The following is a 23,231-nucleotide window of genomic DNA, read 5'->3' on the forward strand; positions in this document are numbered from 1 at the left end:
CCCCCATCGTGCGAACCGCGGTACCTCGGTCAGCCGGGCGAGGAACCGAATGTGGACGGGACTGCTCCGCCAGTGTGCTGTGGAGGGCGGTCCTGGAACGTCGTCAGCCGAGGCGGCGGGCCGCGTCCGTGCGATCCCGCTCTCGCATCGCCCGGAGGTACCAGGCGGAGGGTGCCGCGCGCAATCGCTGCGGAAGACGCGGCCAGACGGCCCGCGCTGCGGCGACCCGCCGCGCGAAGCGACGCTGCTGCCGGGGTGTGAAACGGAACCCGTAGGCGCTCCGCAATCCGTCGGGCAGCAGTCCCGCCGTCACGAGTCGGACGAGGGGGAGCAGACACCGGACGGGGAGGGGCGCCGCACGCGCGGTCATGAGCTCGACCGAGACGCGGCGTGCCTCCGCGGTGACGTGGAGTCCCGCGACCCGGGCTGCGAAGTACTCGTCGAACGCGGCCCGGGTCGGAGGCCAGCGGTCGGGCGGGAGCTGCAGGCTCGTCCCCACGATCGCGTACTCACGGTGCAGGCGCTCCCGCGACTCCTCGTCGAGCGGGCCGAACACGAGCTCGTAGACCTGGACGGCGGTGTCGTACAGCGTGGCCGCGACCCAGAGTTGCGCGTCGTGGTCGAAGGCCGAGTACCCCGGGGCGGCCTCGCCCGGCTGAGCGCGGACGGGCGCGTGGGCGTGGTTCACCCGCCGGGCCGCGCTCCGCTGCTCGTCCGGCGTACCGAGGGCGAGCGCGTAGACGAAGGTGAGGGTGGCGTGCAGCCGGTCGAGCGGACGGGAGCCGAAGTCGCTGTGCCGCGCCACCCCGGCTGCGACCGAGGGGTCCGCGATCTGGAGCAGGATGGCCCGTCCGGCGCCGGCGACGAGGATGCCCTCGCGAGCGAGGTCCGCCATGCCGGTCATGGACCCGACCTTAGTCGTTCACTGCGAACGTCCGGTTGCGGCGCAGCGCTGGGGGTAGAGTCGTCACTGGCCCTTTTTCTCTCGCCGCCGAGATAACGCGCGGCCGAAAATCGCCACGACAATCACAGCAGAACGCGCGCAGCGCGGATGGGAATGACACGTGGATCTTTACGAGTATCAGGCACGAGACCTGTTCGAGCAGTACGAGGTGCCGGTCCTCGCCGGCATCATCGCCGACACCCCGGACGAGGTGCGGGCCGCGGCCGAGCGTCTCGGCGGCGTGGTCGTCGTCAAGGCCCAGGTGAAGGTCGGAGGCCGCGGCAAGGCCGGCGGCGTCAAGGTCGCCAAGACCCCCGACGAGGCCTACGAGGCGGCGAAGTCCATCCTCGGACTCGACATCAAGGGTCACGTCGTCAAGCGCGTGATGGTCGCGGCCGGCGCACGCATCGCCCAGGAGTTCTACTTCTCGGTGCTGCTCGACCGCGCCAACCGGTCCTACCTGTCGCTCACGAGCGTCGAGGGCGGTATGGAGATCGAGCAGCTCGCGGTCGAGAAGCCCGAGGCGCTCGCGCGCATCGAGGTGAACCCGCTCACCGGTGTCGACAAGGCGGCCGCGGTCGAGATCGCGAAGGCTGCGAACTTCCCCGAGGAGCTCGTCGACCAGGTCTCCGACGTCTTCGTGAAGCTCTACGACGTCTACAAGGGTGAGGACGCGACGCTCGTCGAGGTCAACCCGCTCGTCCTCACGGAGGAGGGGCGCATCGTCGCCCTCGACGGCAAGGTCTCGCTCGACGAGAACGCCGCCTTCCGTCACCCGAACCACGCCGAACTCGAAGACACCGCAGCCGAGGACCCCCTGGAGCTCAAGGCCAAGGAGAACGACCTCAACTACGTCAAGCTCGACGGCGAGGTCGGCATCATCGGCAACGGCGCCGGGCTCGTCATGTCCACGCTCGACGTCGTCGCCTACGCGGGCGAGCAGCACGGCGGCGTGAAGCCGGCCAACTTCCTCGACATCGGCGGCGGCGCCTCGGCCGAGGTCATGGCAGCCGGCCTCGACGTCATCCTCGGTGACGCCCAGGTGAAGAGCGTGTTCGTCAACGTCTTCGGTGGCATCACCGCCTGCGACGCGGTCGCGAACGGCATCGTGAAGGCGCTCGAGATCCTCGGTGACGCAGCGACCAAGCCGCTCGTGGTCCGTCTCGACGGCAACAAGGTCGCGGAAGGCCGCGAGATCCTCGCCGCCGCCGCGCACCCGCTCATCACGCTCGCCGCAACCATGGACGAAGGCGCCGACAAGGCCGCCGAGCTGGCTTCGAAGTAAGGGATCGCACAAGCATGTCAATCTTCCTCAACAAGGACTCCAAGGTCATCGTCCAGGGCATCACCGGAGGCGAGGGCACCAAGCACACGGCGCTCATGCTGAAGGCCGGCACCCAGGTCGTCGGCGGCGTCAACGCCCGCAAGGCCGGCACGACCGTCACCCACGACGGTGGCGTCGAGCTGCCCGTGTTCGCCACGGTCGCCGAGGCCATCAAGGAGACCGGCGCAGACGTGTCGATCGCCTTCGTGCCCCCGGCCTTCACCAAGGACGCGGTCATCGAGGCCATCGACGCCGAGATCCCGCTGCTCGTCATCATCACCGAGGGTGTGCCGGTGGGCGACTCCGCCGAGTTCTGGGCCTACGCCCAGTCGAAGGGCTCCAAGACCCGCATCATCGGCCCCAACTGCCCCGGCATCATCACGCCTGGTGAGTCCCTCGTCGGCATCACGCCCGCGAACATCGCCGGCAAGGGACCGATCGGCCTCGTGTCGAAGTCGGGCACCCTCACGTACCAGATGATGTACGAGCTGCGCGAGATCGGTTTCTCGACGGCGATCGGCATCGGCGGCGACCCGATCATCGGCACGACGCACATCGACGCGCTCGCCGCGTTCGAGGCCGACCCCGAGACCAAGGCCATCGTCATGATCGGTGAGATCGGTGGCGACGCCGAGGAGCGCGCGGCCGATTTCATCAAGGCGAACGTCACGAAGCCGGTCGTCGGCTACGTCGCGGGCTTCACCGCGCCCGAGGGCAAGACGATGGGCCACGCCGGCGCGATCGTCTCGGGCTCCGCAGGCACCGCGCAGGCGAAGAAGGAGGCCCTCGAGGCCGCCGGCGTCAAGGTCGGCAAGACGCCGAGCGAGACCGCCGACCTCATGCGCGAGATCATCGCCTCGCTGTAACACCCGCAGCTCGACTGCGACCACGACGCGGCGCCCGGTTCGGGCGTCGCGTCGTGGCGTTTCGGCCCACGCACGCCGTGTGCCTGACCGTCCGCACGCGCGGCTCCAGGTAGGGTCGAAGGCGCATGAACCGTCTGACCGTCGCCCTCCTCGCCGCCCTCGATGCCACCCTCGCCGTGGCCATCGGCATCGGTGTCGCACTCGTCCCACTCCTCGCCCTCTGGGCCCTGCACTTCCAGTTGGACGTCGACCCGGCCGCGCTCTGGCGGGGGGCCGTCGACATCTGGGCGCTCGGCAACGGCTCGAGCATGCGCATCACCCTCGACACGGCCCTCATCACCCAGCTCGGACTGCCCGCCGGGATGGAGCCGTTCCTCGTCTCCCTGGCGCCCCTCGCCTTCACGATCGGCACGGTCCTGTTCGGTCTGCGCACCGGGGCCCGCGCGGCGCGCAGCGCCTGGTGGCAGGGTGCCGTCGTGCTGTCGGTGCTCGTGTTCGCTCTGCTCTCGTTCCTCGTGGCCCTCACCGCCCTCCACCCGGCGGTGCGCCCCTCGATCGTCCAGGGGACCCTCGCGCCGACCGTGCGCTTCGCAGGCGGGGTCGTGGTCGCCGCACTGTGGGTCCGGTTCCGTGAGCAGGACGCGGCCGATCCGATCCTCGACGGACTCCGCGCGATGCGAGACCGGATGCCGGACGGGACCTGGTCGATGATCGTCGCGGCGCTGCGTGGTGGAGCGCTCGCAGCCACCGGACTGGTGGCGGTCTCCGCGGTCCTGACCGCCATCCTCATCGCCGTCGGCTACGGTGCCATCATCTCCCTGCATGAGAGCGCGCAGTTCGGCGTCCTGGGTGGTGCCATCGTCACCGGCGCCGAACTCCTGTACCTCCCGAACCTCGTGATCTGGGCCATGACCTGGATCACCGGCGCGGGCTTCGCCATCGGGAGCGGCACGGCGATCTCACCGATCGGCACGCTCGTCGGGCCCATGCCGGCCGTGCCGGTCCTCGGCGCCATCCCGAGGGGGGAGAGCCCACTCGGCTTCGTGGTCCTCGTGGTCCCGGTCGTCATCGGATTCGCCGCCGCCGTGGTGCTGCGCCGTCGTCTGCTCGTCGACCTCGACGGGCGTGGCGGGCTCGCACGACTGGCGGTCGTCGGTCTCGGCGTCGGGGTCACCGCCGGCATCATCGTCGGAGTTCTCGCGGCCCTCTCGGCGGGCGCGGCAGGACCAGGTCGACTCATCGAGGTCGGCCCGAACGGTTGGGCGACGGGCCTGTGGACCACGCTGACGGTCGGGATCGCGGCCGTGGTCGGTATGGCGGCCGGTCCGACGCATCTGGCCGATGAGGACCGCCTCCCGGAGCTGTACGCCCAGCCGAGCGGCCGGGGTGCCCGCGACCGATAGGATGCTCTGGTGCTGTCACTCGTCGTGCTGATCTCCGGTGGCGGATCCAATCTCCGCGCCCTCCTCGAAGCCTCGCGCGACGCGGATTTCCCCGCTCGCGTCATCGCCGTCGGTGCCGATCGGGAGGCTGACGGCCTTGCTCACGCCGAGGAGTTCGGCATCCCGTCGTTCACCGTCCCGTACTCGTCCTTCGACTCGCGGGCGGAATGGGGCGCGGCGCTCCTCGAACAGATCCGGGTCTGGAACCCGGACGTCCTCGTCCTCAGCGGCCTCATGCGCCTCCTGCCACCCGTGGTCGTCGACGCCCTCTCGCCGCGCATCATCAACACGCACCCCGCGTACCTCCCCGAGTTCCCGGGCGCGCACGGCGTCCGGGACGCACTGGCGGCAGGCGCCTCGCAGACCGGGGCATCGATCATCGTCGTCGACAACGGTGTCGACGCGGGTCCGATCATCTCGCAGGAGCGTGTCCCGGTCCTGCCCGACGACACGGAGCACAGCCTCCACGAGCGGATCAAGCCGGTGGAGCGTCGACTGCTCGTCCAGGCCGTCCGCGACCTCGCCACCGGAACCATCGACCTCGAGGCGCTCTCCACGGCGTCCCGCCCGCCAGCAGAAGGAGCACCCCAGTCATGAGCGGTCCCAGCCACGACCACAGCCTCTACCGCGAACGCGACCTCGTCCCCGTCCGCCGGGCGCTGATCTCGGTCAGCGACAAGACCGGGCTGCTCGAGCTCGCCGGCGCACTCGCCGCAGCGGGCGTCGAGATCGTCTCCACCGGTTCCACTGCGGCGACCATCCGCGGTGCGGGCCACACGGTGACCGACGTGTCAGAGGTCACCGGATTCCCCGAGTCGCTCGACGGTCGCGTCAAGACCCTGCACCCCTCGGTGCACGCCGGACTCCTCGCCGATCTGCGCCTCGAATCCCACGAGGCCCAGCTCGCCGAGCTCGGTATCGAGCCGTTCCAGCTCGTCGTCGTGAACCTGTACCCCTTCGTCGAGACGGTCGCGAGCGGCGCCGCCGGTGACGACGTCGTCGAACAGATCGACATCGGTGGGCCGGCGATGGTGCGCGCCTCGGCGAAGAACCACGCCAACGTCGCGATCGTCGTCTCTCCCGAACGCTACGGGCTGATCACCGAGGCCGTCGCGGCCGGCGGCACCACGCTCGCTCAGCGTCGCTCGCTCGCCGCGCAGGCTTTCGACCACACCGCCTCGTACGACGCGGCGGTGTCCGCATGGTTCGCGAGCACGGAGACGACCGAGGTGGACGCCTTCCCCAGCACGCTGACCGTCACCGGTCGTCGCGAGGCGGTGCTGCGCTACGGCGAGAACTCGCACCAGGCCGCGGCGCTGTACGTCCGTCCGGGTGGTGCCGGAATCGCCCAGGCGACCCAGTTGCACGGCAAGGAGATGTCGTACAACAACTACGTCGACGCCGACGCGGCGGTCCGCGCGGCCTACGACTTCGCCAACCCCGCCGTCGCGATCATCAAGCACGCGAACCCGTGCGGTATCGCCTTCGCGAACCCGAAGGCACCCGACCCGATCGCCTCGGCCCACCGTCGGGCGCACGAGTGCGACCCGGTCTCCGCCTTCGGCGGCGTCATCGCAGCCAACCGCGTCGTGACCCTCGGCATGGCCGAGACGGTCAAGGAGATCTTCACCGAGGTGCTCGTCGCCCCGGGCTTCGAGGACGCCGCGCTCGAGGTGCTCAAGACGAAGAAGAACCTGCGGCTCCTGCAGCTGCCGGAGGACTTCGTGCGTGAGGACCGCGAGGTCCGGCAGATCTCCGGTGGCCTGCTCTACCAGGACGCGGACCGCTTCGCCGACGACCCGCAGGACACCGCCAAGGGCTGGACGCTCGTCACTGGCGAACCGGCCGACGACGACACCCTGCTCGACCTCATCTTCGCGTGGAAGGCGTGCCGCTCGGTCAAGTCCAACGGCATCCTGCTCGCCAAGGGCAGCGCGAGCGTGGGCGTCGGGATGGGCCAGGTCAACCGCGTCGACTCCTGCCACCTCGCCGTGAGCCGAGCCGGTGACCGCGCGGCGGGCTCCGTCGCGGCCTCGGACGCCTTCTTCCCGTTCGCGGACGGCCTGCAGGTCCTGCTCGACGCCGGCGTGCGCGCGGTCGTGCAGCCCGGTGGTTCCGTCCGCGACGAAGAGGTCATCGCTGCGGCCGAAGCCGCCGGCGTGACCATGTACTTCACGGGGGAGCGTCACTTCTTCCACTAGGCCGTGCCGCCCGCCCCTGTGGGGGTTCTGGGCCGGCTCTTGGTGATCTCCCAGCGGCGTCGGGCCCACATGGCCCGACGCCGCTGTGTCGTTGGGCTACGGTTGTCGGATGACTGCCACCTGGAGCCGCAAGCTCATCGCATCCGCCGCCGCCGCCGTCGCGACCATCGTCGTGGGCTTCCTGGGGGTCATGTTCGTCACGTTCGTCGGCTACCAGTTCGCCGGGACGATCTTCGCCCAGGCGAGCCCGTACTTCTTCGAGAGCACGATCATCACCTTCGTGCTGCTGTTGATCGTGGGCGTCGTCGGCCTCTACCGGTACCGACTCCTCGCCCTGCTGGGCGGCGCCGCCCTCGCCGTCATCGGAGCGCTCCTCGGCCTCATCGTCCAGGTGGCGACGACGGGGCAGCCCATCGACAGCACCGTGCTCGGCAGCATCGTCGCGACGCTCATCAGCCTCAACCTCGTCTTCGTGGTCGTCGTCGCGCTCTCCGCGGCATTCATCGGATACCCCGTGTACTGGATGGTCGTCCGCACGCAGGACGCCGTGCTCGACGACGGACGCCGGATCGCGCTCGTGCGCATGCCCGCCTCGAACCTCGCCGAAGGCCTCGTGACGCACCTGGAGCGCACGCCGATCGACGCCGAGCTCGCCGACAAGCAGTGGGACGCCTACGTCGCCGCGTTCGACGCCGCCGGCTGGGACACCACCGAGGTCTCCTGGGCCGAGCAGCTCGCGGACTCCGTCTTCATCGAGGACGCCGTCATCGTGATCGGCGACGTCGCCGTCGTGACCCGACCTGGCGCAGAGAGCCGTCGCCCCGAGGTCGTCGCAGCCGAGACCACCGCCCGTGAGCTCGGCCTCCGGATCCACCGGATCGAGGGCGAAGGCACCCTCGAGGGCGGCGACGTCCTCCGGGTCGGCACGACCGTCTACGTCGGTCGCAGCGGCCGCACCAACGCCGAAGGCGTCCGGCAGCTCCGAGCCATCCTCGCACCGCTCGGGTTCGACGTCGTGGCGGTCCCCGTCACGACCGCCCTCCACCTGAAGTCGACGGTCACCGCCCTCCCCGACGGGACCGTGCTCGTCCACCCCGACCTCGTCGAGGACCCGTCCTTCTTCGGTCGCCACCTCGTCGTGCCCGAGCGCGAGGGCGTCGCTGTCGTCGAACTCGCTGAGGACACCGTGCTCATCTCTGCAGCCGCTCCCAAGACGGCTGCGCTGCTCGAGGACCGCGGCTACACCGTGGTCCAGGTGGACATCAGCGAGTTCGAGAAGCTCGAGGGCTGCGTGACCTGCCTGTCCGTGCGGGTCAGCTGAGCCGATCGTGGAGCAACAGGCTGGAGCGCGCGGCGGTCGGGATCTGAGCCGGAGGACCGTCGCTCAGCGATTGGACATCCCGCTCGAGATGGCCAGACACCACGGGATCCCGCCGTTCTGGTCGGCGGACCAGTTGGCGGCGTTCCAGGCCGACCCGCCGGCGTGGTACGTGCAGTCCCGCGCGAACCGGACCGGGAAACGGCCGGTCTGGGTGGAGTTGCGGTGCGCGATCTGCGGCACCAGTGAGACGCTCCGCCCGAAGAAGTGGTGGCCGGAGTTCTCGATGGTGAGCTGCTCGTGGCACGGCGCCGACGAGCTGCCGCCGGTGCCTGAGGGTGCCCGTCGGCGCGAGGTCTACGGCATCGGAGCCTTCGTCGGCATCGTCGACGAACCGATCTCCTGACGACGAGACCACCCGGACCGGTGCGTGCAACCTCATGGATCCCTTGCAGGCTGATGGCCGATTCCCATAGTCTGGTCTGCTGCGCCGAACCTCGTTCACCGTGATCGGTCGCCGCCCGCGTTCGAGTGCGACCTGTACACCCGGCCCGCGGCTCTCGCCAAACAGGATGAGGAGGATGCCATGACGCTCTCGAACCACACCGCGCTCGCGCCGACGGTCGATCGTGCCCGCTCCGCCTCGAGCCGCCGCCCCGTGGCCGTCCCGGCGCCAGCCGGACGCGCCGCCGCAGCGGACGCCGACGCTTAACACGAGCGCCAGGCAGTCCACCTCACCATCCGTCCGGCCTCGTCCGGGCCCGTCACCGGATGCTGCGACCTCGCACAGCGACCTCGCCGTCCGGCCGTTCCACGACCATCACTCCGTCGGTGATCGACGTCACCGACGCTCTCGCAAGGAATCCCCGTCATGACTCCGCTCGGCGATGAACGCCGTCCTGTCCAACCGCGCCAGAGCACGTTCCGTGCCCTGATGCGGATCTACCCCTTCGCGAAGACCGCCATGCCGCGGATCGTGCTCGGCATGGTCGCCGCGCTCGTCGCCGGCCTGGTGGCCCTCGCGATCCCGCTCGTGCTGCAGGCGCTCGTCGACGGTCCGCTCTCGACCGGCGACTCCGCGCAGATCTGGCCGGCTGTGCTCGTGGTCCTCGCCCTCGGTGTCCTCGAGGCGGTCATGATCGCGCTGCGCCGCTGGTTCGTCCTGACCCCCGGGACCCACGTCGAGGCGCGGATGCGCAATGCGCTGTTCGCCAAGCTGCAGGACCTCCCCGTGACCTTCCACGACCGCTGGCAGAGCGGACAGCTGCTCTCCCGCGCCGTCAGCGACCTCGGACTCATCCGCCGGTGGATCTCGTTCGGCTTCGTGCTCCTGATCGTCAACGGCGTCACGATCGTCATCGGTGCCGTCATCCTGTTCACCTGGAACTGGCTGCTCGGACTCATCTTCATCGCGCTCGCCATCCCCGTGTGGGTGTTCGGGTTCACCTTCGAGGGGCGGTACTCGGTGATCGCCCGGCGCAGTCAGGACCAGGCGGGTGACCTGGCGACCGCCGTCGAGGAGTCCGTCCACGGCATCCGGGTGCTCAAGGCGTTCGGTCGCGGCAAGCACGCCCTGCGGAGCTTCGCGTCGCGCGCCGAGGACTTACGGGGCACCGAGATCGAGAAGGCCAAGGCCATCGCGGGGATCTGGTTCTGGCTCGTCCTGTTGCCCGACGTCGCCTTCGCGCTCTGCCTGTTGGCGGGGGTCTGGCTCGCCTCGATCGGAGAACTCACCGTCGGTCAGCTGTTCGCCTTCTTCGCGACGGCCACGATCCTGCGGTTCCCGATCGAGTCGATCGGCTTCCTGCTCGCGATGACCTTCGACACCAGGACGGCGACCGACCGGTACTTCGAGGTCATCGACTCGGTCAACACGATCACCGACCCCGAGCACCCCGAACGCATCCGTGAACCGCGCGGCGAGCTCGTGTTCGAGGACGTGCACTTCCGCTACCAGGACGCACCCGACCGCTACGCGGACGTGGTGGACGGCGTCGACCTCCGGCTCGAGCCGGGGGAGACCATGGCACTCGTCGGTCTGACGGGTTCCGGGAAGTCGACCATCACGGCACTGACCACCCGCCTGTACGACGTCACGGGTGGGCGGATCCTGCTCGACGGGGTCGACATCCGGGCGCTCACCCGAGAAGACCTGCGCCGGCACATCGCGATGGCGTTCGAGGATGCGACCCTCTTCTCGGCGAGCGTCAAGGAGAACGTCCTCCTCGGGCGGGACGACATCGACCTCGACTCCGCGGAGGCCGATCGGATCCTGCGCGAGGCGCTCGACATCGCCCAGGCCGGGTTCGTCGACGAATTGCCGAACGGCGTCGAGACGCTGGTCGGTGAAGAGGGGCTCAGCCTGTCCGGTGGGCAGCGTCAGCGGCTCGCACTCGCGCGTGCGGTGGCCGCGCGGCCGGAGGTGCTCGTGCTGGACGATCCGTTGTCGGCGCTCGACGTCGACACCGAGGCGCTCGTCGAAGCGGCACTCCGCCGCGTGCTCGCCTCCACCACGGCCCTGATCGTCGCCCACCGGCCGAGCACCGTCACCCTGGCGGACCGCGTCGCCCTCCTGGAGGACGGTCGCATCACCGCCGTGGGTCGCCACAGTGAGCTGTTGCAGCACAACGCCCATTACCGCTACGTGATCTCGAGTCTGGAAGACGACGAACGAGAGTCCAACCGCCAGGAGGTGAACCTGTGACCCCGCCGACGACCGTCCACGGAGTGGAGGGTGAGGAGCGCGACGACCTCACCCGTGACGAGTCCGCGCACATCCGGCGCCGTTCGCTGCGCCTGCTCGGATCGCTGCTCGCGCCCCTGCGCCTGCGCGTGATCGCCGCCATGACCATCGTCGTGGTGTCGACCGCCGCCCAGGTCGCCGGGCCCGCGTTGATCGCCCTCGGCATCGACCGCGCCCTCCCGGCCGTCCTGGAACGCGCAGACTGGATGCCGGCCTTCCTCGTGGTCGGCGCGTACCTGCTGACCGGCGCCGCCGGTGCGACGCTGATCTCCTGGTACACCGTGCTCGCCGCTCGGATCAGCCAGGCGATCCTGATCGACCTGCGGAAGCGCGTGTTCCTGCAGACGCAGCGGCTCAGCCTCGACTTCCATGAGAGCTACACCTCGGGTCGCATCATCTCCCGGCAGACGAGCGACCTCGACTCCATCCGCGAGCTGCTCGACTCCGGGATCAACCAGCTCGTGTCCGGCGTGCTGTACATGGGGTTCACCGCGGCGGCCCTCGTCCTCGTCGACTGGGTCAGCGGTCTCGTGCTCCTCGGATCACTCATCCCGCTGTTCGTCCTCACGCGCTGGTTCCAGCTCCGCTCGCAGCGAATGTTCCGCGAGTCGCGGGTCCGGTCGGCGAAGCTCATCGTGTTCTTCGTGGAGGCAATGACCGGTATCCGTGCCGTGAAGGCGTTCCGGAAGGAGCGGCGGAACGAGCGCGCGTTCGGCGAGCTCGTGGAGCAGTACCGCGACACCAACGCCCGGGTCATCCAGCTGTTCGGGGTGTTCGATCCCGGACTGGTGTTCATCGGCAACGTCTCCGTCGCCGTGGTGCTCCTCGTCGGCGGGTTCCGGGTCGCGGACGGACAGCTCGCGATCGGAGCGCTGCTCGCGGCGCTCCTCTACACGCGGCGGTTCTTCGACCCGATGGAGGAGATGGCGATGTTCTACAACTCCTACCAGTCGGCCGCTGCGGCGCTCGAGAAGATCTCCGGCGTGCTCGAGGAGCGTCCCGGGGTGCCCGACCCCGTCGCGCCGGTCGACCTGTGGACGTCGCAGGGACGCATCACCTTCGACGACGTGACGTTCGCGTACGCCGCCGACCGGGTGGTGCTTCCGGAATTCGACCTCGAGATCCCGGCAGGGCAGACCATCGCACTCGTCGGCACGACCGGTGCGGGCAAATCGACGCTCGCGAAGCTCGTCAGTCGGTTCTACGACCCGACCGACGGTGCGGTGCGCCTCGACGGCATCGACCTGCGCGACCTCCACCCGAAGGACCTCCGTCGAGCGATCGTCATGGTGACGCAGGAGGCCTACCTGTTCTCCGGCTCGGTCGCCGACAACATCGCGTTGGGTAAGCCCGACGCGACGATCGAGGAGATCACCGCCGCCGCGAAGGCCGTCGGCGCACACACCTTCATCGAGGCGTTGCCGAACGGCTACGACACCGACGTGAACAAGCGCGGTGGTCGAATCTCGGCCGGCCAGCGGCAACTCCTGTCGTTCGCGCGGGCGTTCCTCGCGGATCCGGCCGTGCTGATCCTCGACGAGGCGACCGCCTCGCTCGACATCCCGAGCGAGCGACTCGTCCAGGAGGCGTTGCAGACCCTGCTCGCGGACCGCACCGCGATCATCATCGCGCACCGGTTGTCGACCGTCGCGATCGCCGACCGGGTGCTCGTGATGGAGCACGGCCGGGTGGTCGAGGACGGCGCGCCAGCGGAGCTCATCGGCGGCACGGGTCGGTTCGCCGCGATGCACGCAGCCTGGCGGTCCTCGGTCGGCTGACCCGGGCCGCGCAGGCGTGTCCACGGGGTCCTCCGGTGACGGAGTGACCCCGTGGGCACTACACCTCGTCTCGTCGACCTGCCACAATGAGCGGATGACCAGTCAGGAACCGCGTTCGCTGCGTGTCGCCGTCGCGGACGACGCGGTGCTCCTCCGTGAGGGTGTCGCGCAGATCCTCAAGGCGGGTGGTCACGCCGTGGTCGGATCGTTCGGGTCGGCGGTCGACCTGGTCGACCGCATCGACGCGGGGCTGCAGCTCGACGCCGTGGTGCTCGACATCCGGATGCCGCCGACCCACACCGACGAGGGCATCGTCGCCCTCGAGCAGTTGCGGGCGTCGGGCTTCACGGCCGGGGTGCTCCTGCTGAGCACGTACGCCGTGCCCTCCTACGCGGTCCGCGCGCTCGGCTCCGGAGGTGGCACCGGTTACCTGCTGAAGGACCGCGTCGCCGACTCCGGGACACTCGTCGACGCCGTGGAGCGCGTGGCGGCGGGTGAGTCCGTCGTGGATCCCGAGGTCGTCTCCCTCCTCGTCGCGGAGCGGACCCGTTCCGACGGCCTGGACCACCTCACGGAGCGGGAACGCGAAGTCCTCACCCTCATGGCCGAGGGGCGATCGAACTCCGGCATCGCGAAGGCGCTGGTCGTCAGTCTGAAGACCGTCGAAGCACACATCAGCCGCATCCTGGCCAAGCTCGGACTCGAGGACTCTCCGGCGGACCACCGCCGCGTCCTCGCGGTCGTGCGATGGCTGGAACACACGGATGGCTGACGGTCGCCCACACGGACGGGCGACCTCGCTGCCCATCCCGGCACCGGCCGGCCGCGGGCGCCTGCCGTGGCCGCTGCGACTCGGCATCCTGCTCGCCGCCGCACTCGTGTGCGTCCTGTCGGTCGTGTTCGGCGTCGTCCAGCCGGGCATCGCCGACGGCAACGGTCTGCCCTGGTTGGTGGGCCACCTCGCGGCGCTGGTGGCGGCAGGGCTGATCTGGTGGCTGGCTCCGACGGCCGCTCCGGGCTGGGTGATCGTCGGGTACGCGCTGGCCGAGACGGCCTACATGTGGGCGTACGGCGTCCACGCGGGCTGGCTCTGGCCGCTCCTCATGTCGATCTCCGTACTCCCGGGGGTCGCGCTGGTGTGGCTGGCCCTGGCCTTCCCGGCCGGCCGGCTGCGGCGCGGCTTCGATCGGCGGCTCGTCATCACCGCCTCGGTCTACCTCGTCACCTATGCGATCGTGACGCTGCTGGTGACGCCGAACCACGTGCTCGACGCGAGCCACGAGCGGAGTCGGTACGCCGTCATCGCGACCGGAGACGTGGCCGACGCGCTCGGCCGGGTCCACGCGGGAGTCATGGGGGCCTTCGCGGTCGTGGTCGCGGGTGTCGTGCTCCTGCGATGGGCGCGGAGCAGCGGAGCGGCCAGACAGGTCGCCTTCATCATGCCGGTCGCGTTCGTGTTGTGGCTCGTCATCGGGGTGGCGTGGTCCCTCGTCCGCCTCGGGGGATGGCCGGAGCATCTCCGGCTCGTCGTCGAGGACCTCAACGCGTTCTCGGTGGTGCTCGTCCCTGCCGCGTACGCGACGGGTCTCATCCGGATGCGGACGATCCGCGCCAGGGCCGTCGACCTCGTGCAGACCGGACAGCTGAGCGAGACCGGTCACGACCGCTGGGACGGTGCGGTGAAGACCGTCCTCGGGGACCGCACCGCCCGGCTCGTCTGGCCGGGATCGCAGCGGACCACCGACCGGGACCCACGCGGTCGGGCGATGTCGAGCGTCGGCGACGCGGACGCGCCGCTCGTGTACATCGAGCACGACGCGGCTCTGCTCGACAATCCGCAGTTGCTCCGGTCGGTGTCGGCGTCGCTGCGCATCATGATCGACAACGAACGACTCACCGCTGAACTCCGCCACTCGTTGCGCGAGGTGAGCCGATCGCGGTTGCGCATCGTGCAGGCGGCCGACGAAGCGCGACGGCGGGCGGAGCGCGACCTGCACGACGGTTCCCAGCAGCAGCTGTTCTCCGTCGCACTGCGACTCCGGATGGCGAGCGACGCTGCACGCGCCGACGGCCAACTCGCCCTTGCCGACGGCCTCGAGACCACCATCGATCAGCTCGCGAGCGCCATCAAGGAGCTCCGCGAACTCGCCCGAGGACTGCATCCGGCGCTCTTGGCCGAGGGCGGACTGGTGCCGGCGATCGCCGAACTCGGGCGTCGGTGCACCGTCGTCACCAAGGTCACCGTCGAGCTGCGCGAGCGGCCCAGGCAGCTCATCGAGGCGACCGTCTACTACGTCGTCTCGGAGTGCCTGGCCAACGTCACGAAGTACTCCGGGGCGTCCAGCTGCGAAGTGGTCGTCTCCGACGACCCCGACGGTGGGCTCCGGGTCGTGGTCGCGGACGACGGTGTAGGCGGCGCCGATCCTGCGCGGGGGAGTGGGTTGCGCGGTCTCGCGGACCGGGTCGACGCCGTCGGCGGGACGATGCGCGTCGAGAGCCCGGTCGGTGCAGGGACGGTCGTCTCGATCCACCTTCCCGGCTGATCGGGCGCGAAGCCGGTCAGTACAGCAGTGCCTCGCGACCCAGGCGGTACCGCCCGCCGCTCATCGGGACGATCGGTGTGCCCTCGGCCTCGTAGTGTTCGAGGGCGCGATCCTCGTGCCCCGTCGGAGGGAGACCGCCCGACCGGACGACCCGCCACCAGGGCACGGCGTGCCCGTACTGCGCCATCACCCGACCGACGCCGCGCGCCGACTTCGACCCGATGATGGACGCGACCTGGCCGTAGCTCAAGGCGCAGCCCTCGGGGATGTCGGCGACGACGGCCAGCACGGCCTCGGCGAACGCCTCAGCCGAGTCCGTCGGTGACGACCCGCTCACCGTCTCAGAGGCTGATGCTGCCGATGGTCTCGCCGTACTGGGTCTCGCCGACGGGGGAGAACCCGACGCGGAGGAAGAACGCCTCGGGACCGAGGTCGCCGGGCTCGTAGATGACGTTGACGTGGTCGAAGCCGCGCTGCTTGGCCTCCTCGATGAGCGAGGCCACCGCGAACCGGCCGACGCCGCGGCCCTGGTCGTCGGCGTCGACGTTGATGCGCCACAGGGCGGAGCGGAACTCCTCCTGCGCCGACTCGTGGTCGAAGTTGGCGGAGATGAATCCGACGACCTCGTCGCCGTCGAGGATGACGCGCTGCCAGGAGGTGGCGGGGTTCACGACCGCGGCCGCGACCGCGTAGGACACCGGGGCGATGAACTGCTCCTGCCCGGGTTTCATGGTGAGCGCGTTGACCGCCACGATCGTCGATGCGGACAGTTCTTCCAGACGCAGCTCAGCCATGAGCCCAGGCTAACCTGTCCGGCGGACCGCGGATAGTCCGTCGGACCGCCGACACGCTCCTCGCGGCGACATCCACGGCCGACCCACAGGCGGGGAGCGGGGCGTCCGGGGGCCGTCGGATCCAACTGTCTCGATGTCAAGAGACCTGGCAGGTCTTGTAAGCTAGGGCGTGGCCGTGCCGTCCACCTTTCGGATGCGGTCTCCTCCATGCCATGCGGAGCACTCCACCGCGTGCGCACCTCCGTAGGCCGCTCGGCTCAGGGCGGCATCAGAAAGGACAACCAGTGTCGAAGATCAAGGTCGAAGGCACCGTCGTCGAACTCGACGGCGATGAGATGACTCGCATCATCTGGCAGTTCATCAAGGACTCGCTCATCCACCCCTACCTCGATGTGAACCTCGAGTACTACGACCTCGGCATCGAGAAGCGTGATGAGACGGACGACCAGATCACGATCGACGCCGCGCACGCCATCCAGAAGCACGGCGTCGGCGTCAAGTGCGCGACCATCACCCCCGACGAGGCACGTGTCGAGGAGTTCGGTCTCAAGAAGATGTGGCGGAGCCCGAACGGCACCATCCGCAACATCCTCGGCGGCGTCATCTTCCGCGAGCCCATCATCATCTCGAACATCCCGCGTCTCGTGCCCGGGTGGAACAAGCCGATCATCATCGGCCGCCACGCGTTCGGCGACCAGTACCGCGCGACCGACTTCCTGTTCAAGGGCGAGGGCAAGCTCACGGTCGAGTTCACGCCCGACGACGGCTCGGAGCCGCAGAAGTTCGAGGTCTTCCAGTCGCCCGGCGACGGCATCGCACAGGTGCAGTACAACCTCGACGCCTCGATCCGCGACTTCGCGCGTGCCAGCCTCAACTACGGCCTGAACCGCAACTACCCGGTGTACCTCTCCACGAAGAACACCATCCTCAAGGCCTACGACGGCCGGTTCAAGGACATCTTCCAGGAGATCTTCGACGCGGAGTTCAAGGAGCGGTTCGAGGCCGCCGGCATCACCTACGAGCACCGACTCATCGACGACATGGTCGCTTCGGCAATGAAGTGGGAGGGCGGTTACGTCTGGGCCTGCAAGAACTACGACGGCGACGTCCAGTCCGACACCGTGGCTCAGGGCTTCGGCTCGCTCGGCCTCATGACGAGCGTGCTGGCCACGCCCGACGGCAAGATCGTGGAGGCCGAGGCCGCACACGGCACCGTCACGCGCCACTACCGCCAGCACCAGCAGGGCAAGCCCACGTCGACGAACCCGATCGCCTCGATCTTCGCGTGGACCCGTGGCCTGCAGCACCGAGGCGTGCTCGACGGCAACCAGGAGCTCATCGAGTTCGCGGCGACCCTCGAGGACGTCGTCATCAAGACGGTCGAGTCCGGCGCCATGACGAAGGACCTCGCGCTCCTCGTCGGCCCCGACCAGGCCTACCAGACCACCGAGGAGTTCCTCGAGACCATCTCGGCGAACCTCAAGGCGCGCCTGGCCTGATGACGTCGGCCTGACCGGCACCGGCACCACGCGGACGGGGTCCGGGAGCACACGCTCCCGGGCCCCGTCCGTCGTTCGGGTCACGACGCCGGCCCGGACGGTCGTGTTAGCGTCGATGGACCACTTCGACGACGACGTGAGGACCATCGATGTCACCGATGACGAGAAGACAGTTGCTGGCCTGGGCTGCAGCCGGTGGTGCGACCGCCCTCCTGGCGGGCTGTTCCACCCCGGGGACGGTGTCGCCGAACACCGGTCCGACGATCGCCCCGGCCGCCGCCGGTGAACGGATCACGCTCACGTACTGGGCCTGGCTGAAGGACCTCCAGAAGGTCGCCGACGTCTGGAACGCCGACCACCCGAACGTGCAGGTCGAGGCGGTCTGGATCCCCGGAGGCAACGACGGCGGGTATCAGAAGCTCTACTCGGCGCTCGCCGCGGGTGGTGGTCCGGACCTCGCGCAGGTCGAGATGCGGACGCTTCCCGAGTTCCTGCTCGTGAACGGGTTGGTCGACCTCCGGCGCTACGGCGCGGACGAGGTCGCGTCGCGGTACAACGAGACCCTCTGGAACCAGGTCTCCTACGTCGACGGGGTCTACGGGATCCCACAGGACTCCGGTCCGATGGCGCTCTACTACCGCCCGGACCTGCTCGACCGGGTGGGCGCGAAGGCCCCGGCCACCTGGGACGAGTGGTTCCAGGTGGCGGGGGCGGTGCGCGACGCCGACATGTATCTGGATTGCTTCGCCCTCGACGACGCGTCGTGGTTCGCGGCCATGGCGACCCAGGCCGGCGCGTCCTGGTTCCGTGTCGACGGCGACCGGTGGATCGTTGACATGACGGACGACGCGACCCTGGAGACGGCCAGGTTCTTCGACCGGGCCATCGACGAGGGCGTCATGACCACCTCCTACAGCCAGTTCTCACCGGCCTGGTTCGCCGCTGCGGCGAAGGACTCGATCGCGTCGCTCGCCGGAGCCAGCTGGGGAGACGCCCTCCTGCAGGGCGTCTCGGGGGCCGAGGGCAAGTGGCGGGTCGCGCCGTTGCCCCGGTGGGGAAGCGAGGGGTACGGCTCGACCTTCCAGGGCGGGTCCACGGCTGCCGTCCTGGCGAACAGCGCCCACCCGAGGGAGGCGCTCGAGTTCGCCGTGTGGATGACCACGAGCGACGCCGGCATCGACGCCATGATCGAGCACTCCGGCATCGGGTGGTCGCCGAACGACGCCTATATCGGCTCGCGCCGACAACAGCCGAGCGAGTTCTTCGGTGGCCAGAACTACAACGAGGAGGTCTTCGTGCCGGCCGCCAAGGAACAGAACAACGAGTGGCAGTGGTGGCCACTCACCCAGCAGACCTTCAACATCCTCGCCGACGGGTTCCGGGCCAAGGCCTCGGGCGGCACCCTCGTGGACGCCGTGGTCCAGGGGCAGCGCGACGTCATCACCGCGTTCCGCAACAAGGGTCTCCGGATCGAGGCGGCGTCGTGAGCGCCCTCACGGAACGCCCGGCGCGTGGAGTGGCGGACGACCCGTCCCGGTCGGGGTCGCAGCGCCGACGCCGGACCTCGGTCGCGGCTCCGTGGATGCTCCTCGGACCGTTCCTGGCGCTCTTCGTCCTCACCTTCATCCTGCCGATCATCGTCGCGGTCGGCAGCAGCTTCGTCCGTGTCTCACGGAAGGGTGTCTTCGGGGAGGAGGGCGTCACGACCGAGTTCGCGTGGTTCTCCAACTACGCCCAGGCCCTGGAGAACGGCAATTTCATCGCCTCGATCGGCCGGATGCTCCTCTTCGGCGTCGTGCAGGTCACGGTCATGATCGCGCTGTGCACCCTGCTGGCGCTCCTCCTCGAGTCCGCCTCCGCGAAGTGGCCGGGGTTCTTCCGGGCCGTGTACTTCCTGCCCTACGGCATCCCCGGCGTGATCGCGACGATCCTCTGGTCGTTCCTCTACGTCCCGGGACTCAGCCCGATCATCGACATCGCCGGGGCGATGGGGATCGAGCTCGACTTCCTCGGCGCCGGCACGGTGCTCTGGTCCATCGCCAACATCGTGACCTGGACCTACACCGGGTACAACATGATGATCGTCGTCGCCCAGTTGAAGGCCATCCCCGGCGAGGTCTACGAAGCCGCGAAGGTCGACGGCGCCGGGCCGTTCCGCGTCGCGGTGAGCATCCAGCTTCCGCTCATCCGGCCGGCGCTCATCCTCACGACCGTGTTCTCCATCATCGGCACGCTCCAGCTCTTCGCCGAGCCCCAGGTGCTGCAGACCGTGTCGCCCGCGATCGACAACGAGTACACGCCGAACCTCAGCGCCTATACGACCGCGTTCGCCTACAACGACTACAACGTCGCCGCAGCGCAGGCGGTGCTCATCGCCCTGGTCGCGTTCGCGCTGTCGTTCATCTTCCTGCGGCTGACGTCGAGGAGGGCATCATGAGCGAGACCCGGAGCATCACGACCGCGACCTCGTCGACGCGAGCCCAGCGGCTGAGCGACCAGCAGGGGCGCCCCGGTGGGTCCAGGGGGATGCGGGTGCTCGTGACGGGCATCCTCGTCGTCGTCGCGGTCTACTTCCTGGTGCCCGTGTACTGGGTGGTGATCGCTGCGACCAAGAGCACCGAGGACCTGTTCGGCAGCAACGGCTTCCTCCTCGGCTCGGAGTTCTCGTTGTGGTCGAACCTCCACGAGGTACTCACCTACGACGGCGGCATCTTCGTCCGCTGGTTCGGCAACTCGGTGCTCTATGCGGGCGTGGGAGCCCTCATCGCGACGTACCTCGCCGCGGCAGGCGGGTACGCGCTCGCGAAGTACCGGTTCCGCGGGCGCAACCTCGTCTTCGGCACCATCCTCGGCGGGGTCCTCGTGCCGGGGACGGCCACAGCACTCCCGCTGTTCCTGCTCTTCAGCCAGCTGGGACTCGCGAACACGTACTGGTCGGTGCTCCTGCCGTCGCTCGTCTCACCGTTCGGGTTGTTCCTCTGCCGGATCTACGCCGACGCGACGATCGACGACTCGCTCATCGAGGCCGCACGGATCGACGGCGCGAGCGAGCTGCGGATCTTCCACACCGTGGGGCTGAAGATCCTCACGCCCGCGCTCGTGACCGTCTTCCTCTTCCAGCTCGTCGGGATCTGGAACAACTACTTCCTGCCACTCGTCATGCTGTCCGACAGCACGCTGTACCCGATCACCCTGGGCCTGAACAACTGGCGGAGCCAGGTCGACCGCCTACCGGAGTTCTACGAGCTGACGACCGGCGGCGCACTGTTGTCGATCATCCCCTTGGCGATCGCGATGATCGTGCTGCAGCGCTTCTGGCGTGGTGGGCTCACCGAGGGATCCGTGAAGTAGCCGACGGCCCGGAGACGGCGACGGGCCCCGGATCAGCCGATCCGGGGCCCGTCGTCAGTCGTGTCGAGCTAGAGGCTGCAGGTGTTGCCGAGCGTGGTGAACTCGTCCTGGAGCTTCGTGAGCGAATCGGTGAGCCCGGTCTGGTCGACGTTCTGCGGGTCGTCGACAGCCGTCCTCGCGACATCGATGAAGTCGTTGAGCGCCTTGACCGAGTCGTTCGCCGCGGTCTTCACCTCATCGTTCGTGACCTTGTCGGCCGCAGCCTTGAACGTTCCGGAGAAGTCGTCGAGCTGGGTGACGGCCGCCTCGGGGTCGGAGGACAGCGAGCTCAGGCCCGACTGCAGCTGCGAAGCCGACTCCGTCACCTCGGACTGGATGAGCTTGCACGCATCCTCCTTGCTCTGGGCGCCGCCGGCACAACCGGTGAGGAGCAGGCCAGAGACGGCGATCGCGCCGAGGAATGCTGCTGCGTTCTTCTTCATGGTGGTGTGATTCCCCCGTGTTCGGTGCCCGTGGCGGGCCCGCCCGCGCGCTGCGGGTCGGCCTCCAGGCTACCCGGTGGAGCCCGCAACCCGCAGGCGGACGCCGTCCGACGCTGGTGCGTAGTCGTCGTCGACATGGACGCGAGCCCCGTTTATTTGTAAGCTTGGCGAACAAACCGGTGGTGCGAGCGGGTCGCTCCACGGATCGAAGGAACCACAGCATGCAGACGCGCCACGACGCCCTCCGGAGACGAAGCGCGTGAGGGTAGGACTCGACATCGGCGGCACGAAGACCGATGCCGTCGTCGTGACGGACGACGGTGCGCTCCTGCATCGGCTCAGGCTGGTCACGGGACGCGGGCCCGAAGCCGTCGTCGAGACCGCCGTCGAGGCCGTCAGTCGGCTCTCCGACGCCGTCGCGCGCCCGATCGACGCCTTCACCTCGGTCGGCGTCGGTATCCCCGGGCTGACCGTCCCGGGCACCGGTCGGGTGACCCACGCCGTCAACCTCGACGTGGAGGAACTCGAGCTCGGTGCGATCCTCACCCAGCGACTCAGGGTCCCGGTCGCTGTGGAGAACGATGTGAAGGCGGCCGCCCTCGGCGCCTGGCAGCTGCTCGACGGTTCCGGCACGATGGCCTACCTCAATCTGGGCACGGGCGTCGCCGCCGGCATCGTCACGGACGGCCGGCTCTGGCAGGGCTCGAGCGGGGTCGCCGGCGAGGTCGGGCATCTGTCCGTCGATCCGCTCGGTGATCGCTGCGGGTGCGGACAGCGGGGGTGCGTCGAGACCATGGCCGCCGGTGGTGCGGTCTCCGCCGCCTGGGGAGCCGACGTGGCCCTGCCGGTGCTCGACCTCTTCGACCACGCCGACGCCGGGGACCCGCGGGCCGTCGCCCTCCGCGCACGCCTCGGTCACGGTGCGGCCGCGGCCGTCCGGATCCTGACCCTCACCGTCGACGCCGACGACATCGTCCTCGGAGGAGGACTCACCGCTCTCGGCGAGCGACTGCTCGCCGTCATCCGCGAGGCTCTGGCCGAATCCGCCGCCGGGTCTCGATTCGTCGCATCATTGCAGTTGGAACAGCGCGTGCGCCTCGTGCCGACGGGATCCCCCGTCGCGGCGATCGGCGCAGCGCTCGTGGGAAGAGGAGAACCGTCGCATGGCTGAAGTCGTGATCGTGGGGGACAGTGGTGCCGCAGGCGCCCTCGTCGCGGAGGCGATCGTCTCCCTGATCGAGGAGCGTCCGGACGCCGTCCTCGGGCTGGCGACGGGTTCGACCCCGCTCCCCGTCTACGAGGCCCTTGCGACCCGGTCCCGCGGCCTCGACCTCTCGCAGGTGCGAGGGTTCGCCCTCGACGAGTACGTCGGCCTGCCTGCCGGGCACCCCGAGTCGTACCGTTCCGTCATCACGCGTGAGGTCGTCGAGCCGCTCGGCCTCGTGCCCGAGCGCATCCAGGTGCCGAACGGTGCGGCCGAGACCATCCAGCACGCGGGCGCCGACTACGAAGCGGCGATCCAGGCCGCCGGTGGCGTCGACCTGCAGATCCTCGGCATCGGGACCGACGGCCACATCGGGTTCAACGAGCCGGGCTCGTCGTTCGCCTCGCTCACCCGCGTGAAGACCCTGACGGAGCAGACTCGCCGGGACAACGCACGGTTCTTCGACTCGATCGACGACGTCCCCATGCACTGCATCACCCAGGGGCTCGGCACCATCCTCCGTGCGAGGCACCTCGTCCTCCTCGCCTTCGGTGCGGGCAAGGCCGCTGCGATCGCCGCCGCGCTCGAGGGACCGCTCTCCGCGAACCTCCCCGGTTCGGCGGTACAGCTGCACCCGCGCGCCACGGTGGTCCTCGATGAAGCGGCGGCGTCCGAGCTGCAGCACGCCGACTACTACCGCTACGCGTACGCCAACAAGCCCGCCTGGCAAGGTATCTGACGGC

22 protein-coding genes are annotated in these 23,231 nt (G+C 69.3%); 18 read left to right on the top strand and 4 right to left on the bottom strand.

The window, feature by feature from the left end:
• Positions 1–103 precede the first annotated feature (103 nt).
• Positions 104–904, bottom strand: coding sequence for an oxygenase MpaB family protein (locus BWO91_RS05695; protein WP_079001738.1), 801 nt, complete (start codon positions 902–904; stop codon positions 104–106).
• Positions 905–1,064: 160 nt separating this feature from the next.
• On the opposite strand from BWO91_RS05695, the gene sucC reads away from it, so the two are divergent.
• From sucC to BWO91_RS05750, 12 genes are all read left to right on the top strand, one after another.
• Positions 1,065–2,228 (top strand): ADP-forming succinate--CoA ligase subunit beta, encoded by a 1,164-nt coding sequence (gene sucC / locus BWO91_RS05700; protein WP_064296654.1) that lies wholly within the window; start codon positions 1,065–1,067, stop codon positions 2,226–2,228.
• A gap of 14 nt (positions 2,229–2,242) precedes the next feature.
• Positions 2,243–3,133 (top strand): succinate--CoA ligase subunit alpha, encoded by an 891-nt coding sequence (gene sucD / locus BWO91_RS05705; RefSeq protein WP_079001739.1) that lies wholly within the window; start codon positions 2,243–2,245, stop codon positions 3,131–3,133.
• A gap of 125 nt (positions 3,134–3,258) precedes the next feature.
• A complete protein-coding gene (locus BWO91_RS05710; protein WP_079001740.1) occupies positions 3,259–4,536 on the top strand; it encodes a cell division protein PerM in 1,278 nt (425 codons plus the stop codon).
• A gap of 9 nt (positions 4,537–4,545) precedes the next feature.
• Entirely contained in the window at positions 4,546–5,172 is a 627-nt protein-coding gene (gene purN, locus BWO91_RS05715) for a phosphoribosylglycinamide formyltransferase (RefSeq protein ID WP_064296651.1), read from the top strand.
• The gene (gene purH / locus BWO91_RS05720) at positions 5,169–6,776 is read left to right on the top strand and encodes a bifunctional phosphoribosylaminoimidazolecarboxamide formyltransferase/IMP cyclohydrolase (protein ID WP_071259458.1); all 1,608 of its coding nucleotides are present in this window, start codon (positions 5,169–5,171) and stop codon (positions 6,774–6,776) included. The genes purN and purH overlap by 4 nt, the downstream gene beginning before the upstream one ends.
• A 109-nt stretch (positions 6,777–6,885) precedes the next feature.
• Positions 6,886–8,097, top strand: a complete 1,212-nt coding sequence (ddaH, locus tag BWO91_RS05725) for a dimethylargininase (protein ID WP_071259456.1) — start codon at positions 6,886–6,888, stop codon at positions 8,095–8,097.
• 88 nt (positions 8,098–8,185) lie between these two features.
• The gene (locus tag BWO91_RS05730) at positions 8,186–8,500 is read left to right on the top strand and encodes a hypothetical protein (protein ID WP_079003856.1); all 315 of its coding nucleotides are present in this window, start codon (positions 8,186–8,188) and stop codon (positions 8,498–8,500) included.
• 180 nt (positions 8,501–8,680) lie between these two features.
• Positions 8,681–8,806, top strand: a complete 126-nt coding sequence (locus tag BWO91_RS20415; protein ID WP_255376697.1) for a hypothetical protein — start codon at positions 8,681–8,683, stop codon at positions 8,804–8,806.
• A gap of 222 nt (positions 8,807–9,028) precedes the next feature.
• A complete protein-coding gene (locus BWO91_RS05735; protein WP_231884417.1) occupies positions 9,029–10,798 on the top strand; it encodes an ABC transporter ATP-binding protein in 1,770 nt (589 codons plus the stop codon).
• Positions 10,795–12,615, top strand: coding sequence for an ABC transporter ATP-binding protein (locus BWO91_RS05740; protein ID WP_079001741.1), 1,821 nt, complete (start codon positions 10,795–10,797; stop codon positions 12,613–12,615). The genes BWO91_RS05735 and BWO91_RS05740 overlap by 4 nt, the downstream gene beginning before the upstream one ends.
• A 94-nt stretch (positions 12,616–12,709) precedes the next feature.
• Positions 12,710–13,387 carry a LuxR C-terminal-related transcriptional regulator gene (locus BWO91_RS05745; protein ID WP_079001742.1) on the top strand — a complete coding sequence of 226 codons (678 nt, stop codon included), beginning with the start codon at positions 12,710–12,712 and terminating at the stop codon, positions 13,385–13,387.
• Positions 13,380–15,158, top strand: coding sequence for a sensor histidine kinase (locus tag BWO91_RS05750; RefSeq protein WP_079001743.1), 1,779 nt, complete (start codon positions 13,380–13,382; stop codon positions 15,156–15,158). Before BWO91_RS05745 ends, BWO91_RS05750 begins: the two co-directional genes overlap by 8 nt.
• Before the next feature lie 16 nt (positions 15,159–15,174).
• Here BWO91_RS05750 and BWO91_RS05755 read toward each other — a convergent pair whose 3' ends face one another.
• Positions 15,175–15,495: an MGMT family protein gene (locus tag BWO91_RS05755; protein WP_064296644.1), complete on the bottom strand. Its 321-nt coding sequence runs from the start codon at positions 15,493–15,495 to the stop codon at positions 15,175–15,177.
• A gap of 4 nt (positions 15,496–15,499) precedes the next feature.
• On the bottom strand, positions 15,500–15,952 hold the full coding sequence (locus BWO91_RS05760; RefSeq protein WP_079001745.1) for a GNAT family N-acetyltransferase: 453 nt from the start codon (positions 15,950–15,952) through the stop codon (positions 15,500–15,502).
• A 284-nt stretch (positions 15,953–16,236) separates the two neighbouring features.
• Between BWO91_RS05760 and BWO91_RS05765 the strand changes: the two genes are divergently transcribed.
• The 4 genes from BWO91_RS05765 (at position 16,237) to BWO91_RS05780 (ending at position 20,802) form a co-directional block, all read left to right on the top strand.
• Positions 16,237–17,451 carry an NADP-dependent isocitrate dehydrogenase gene (locus tag BWO91_RS05765; protein ID WP_064296642.1) on the top strand — a complete coding sequence of 405 codons (1,215 nt, stop codon included), beginning with the start codon at positions 16,237–16,239 and terminating at the stop codon, positions 17,449–17,451.
• A 149-nt stretch (positions 17,452–17,600) separates the two neighbouring features.
• A complete protein-coding gene (locus tag BWO91_RS05770) occupies positions 17,601–18,938 on the top strand; it encodes an ABC transporter substrate-binding protein (RefSeq protein WP_079001747.1) in 1,338 nt (445 codons plus the stop codon).
• A gap of 95 nt (positions 18,939–19,033) precedes the next feature.
• Positions 19,034–19,888, top strand: a complete 855-nt coding sequence (locus BWO91_RS05775) for a carbohydrate ABC transporter permease (protein ID WP_079003857.1) — start codon at positions 19,034–19,036, stop codon at positions 19,886–19,888.
• Positions 19,885–20,802 carry a carbohydrate ABC transporter permease gene (locus BWO91_RS05780; RefSeq protein WP_079001749.1) on the top strand — a complete coding sequence of 306 codons (918 nt, stop codon included), beginning with the start codon at positions 19,885–19,887 and terminating at the stop codon, positions 20,800–20,802. The genes BWO91_RS05775 and BWO91_RS05780 overlap by 4 nt, the downstream gene beginning before the upstream one ends.
• A gap of 68 nt (positions 20,803–20,870) precedes the next feature.
• Here the strand turns inward: BWO91_RS05780 and BWO91_RS05785 are convergent, their stop codons facing one another.
• Complete coding sequence (locus tag BWO91_RS05785; protein ID WP_079001751.1) at positions 20,871–21,284, bottom strand: hypothetical protein; 414 nt, start codon at positions 21,282–21,284, stop codon at positions 20,871–20,873.
• A 259-nt stretch (positions 21,285–21,543) separates the two neighbouring features.
• Here BWO91_RS05785 and BWO91_RS05790 point away from each other — a divergent pair, with 259 nt between their 5' ends.
• Positions 21,544–22,455 carry an ROK family protein gene (locus tag BWO91_RS05790; RefSeq protein ID WP_064296638.1) on the top strand — a complete coding sequence of 304 codons (912 nt, stop codon included), beginning with the start codon at positions 21,544–21,546 and terminating at the stop codon, positions 22,453–22,455.
• Positions 22,448–23,227: a glucosamine-6-phosphate deaminase gene (locus BWO91_RS05795; RefSeq protein WP_064296637.1), complete on the top strand. Its 780-nt coding sequence runs from the start codon at positions 22,448–22,450 to the stop codon at positions 23,225–23,227. Before BWO91_RS05790 ends, BWO91_RS05795 begins: the two co-directional genes overlap by 8 nt.
• Positions 23,228–23,231 lie beyond the last annotated feature (4 nt).

It is taken from the genome of Plantibacter flavus (genome assembly GCF_002024505.1).
Taxonomy (GTDB): Bacteria; Actinomycetota; Actinomycetes; order Actinomycetales; family Microbacteriaceae; genus Plantibacter; species Plantibacter flavus_A.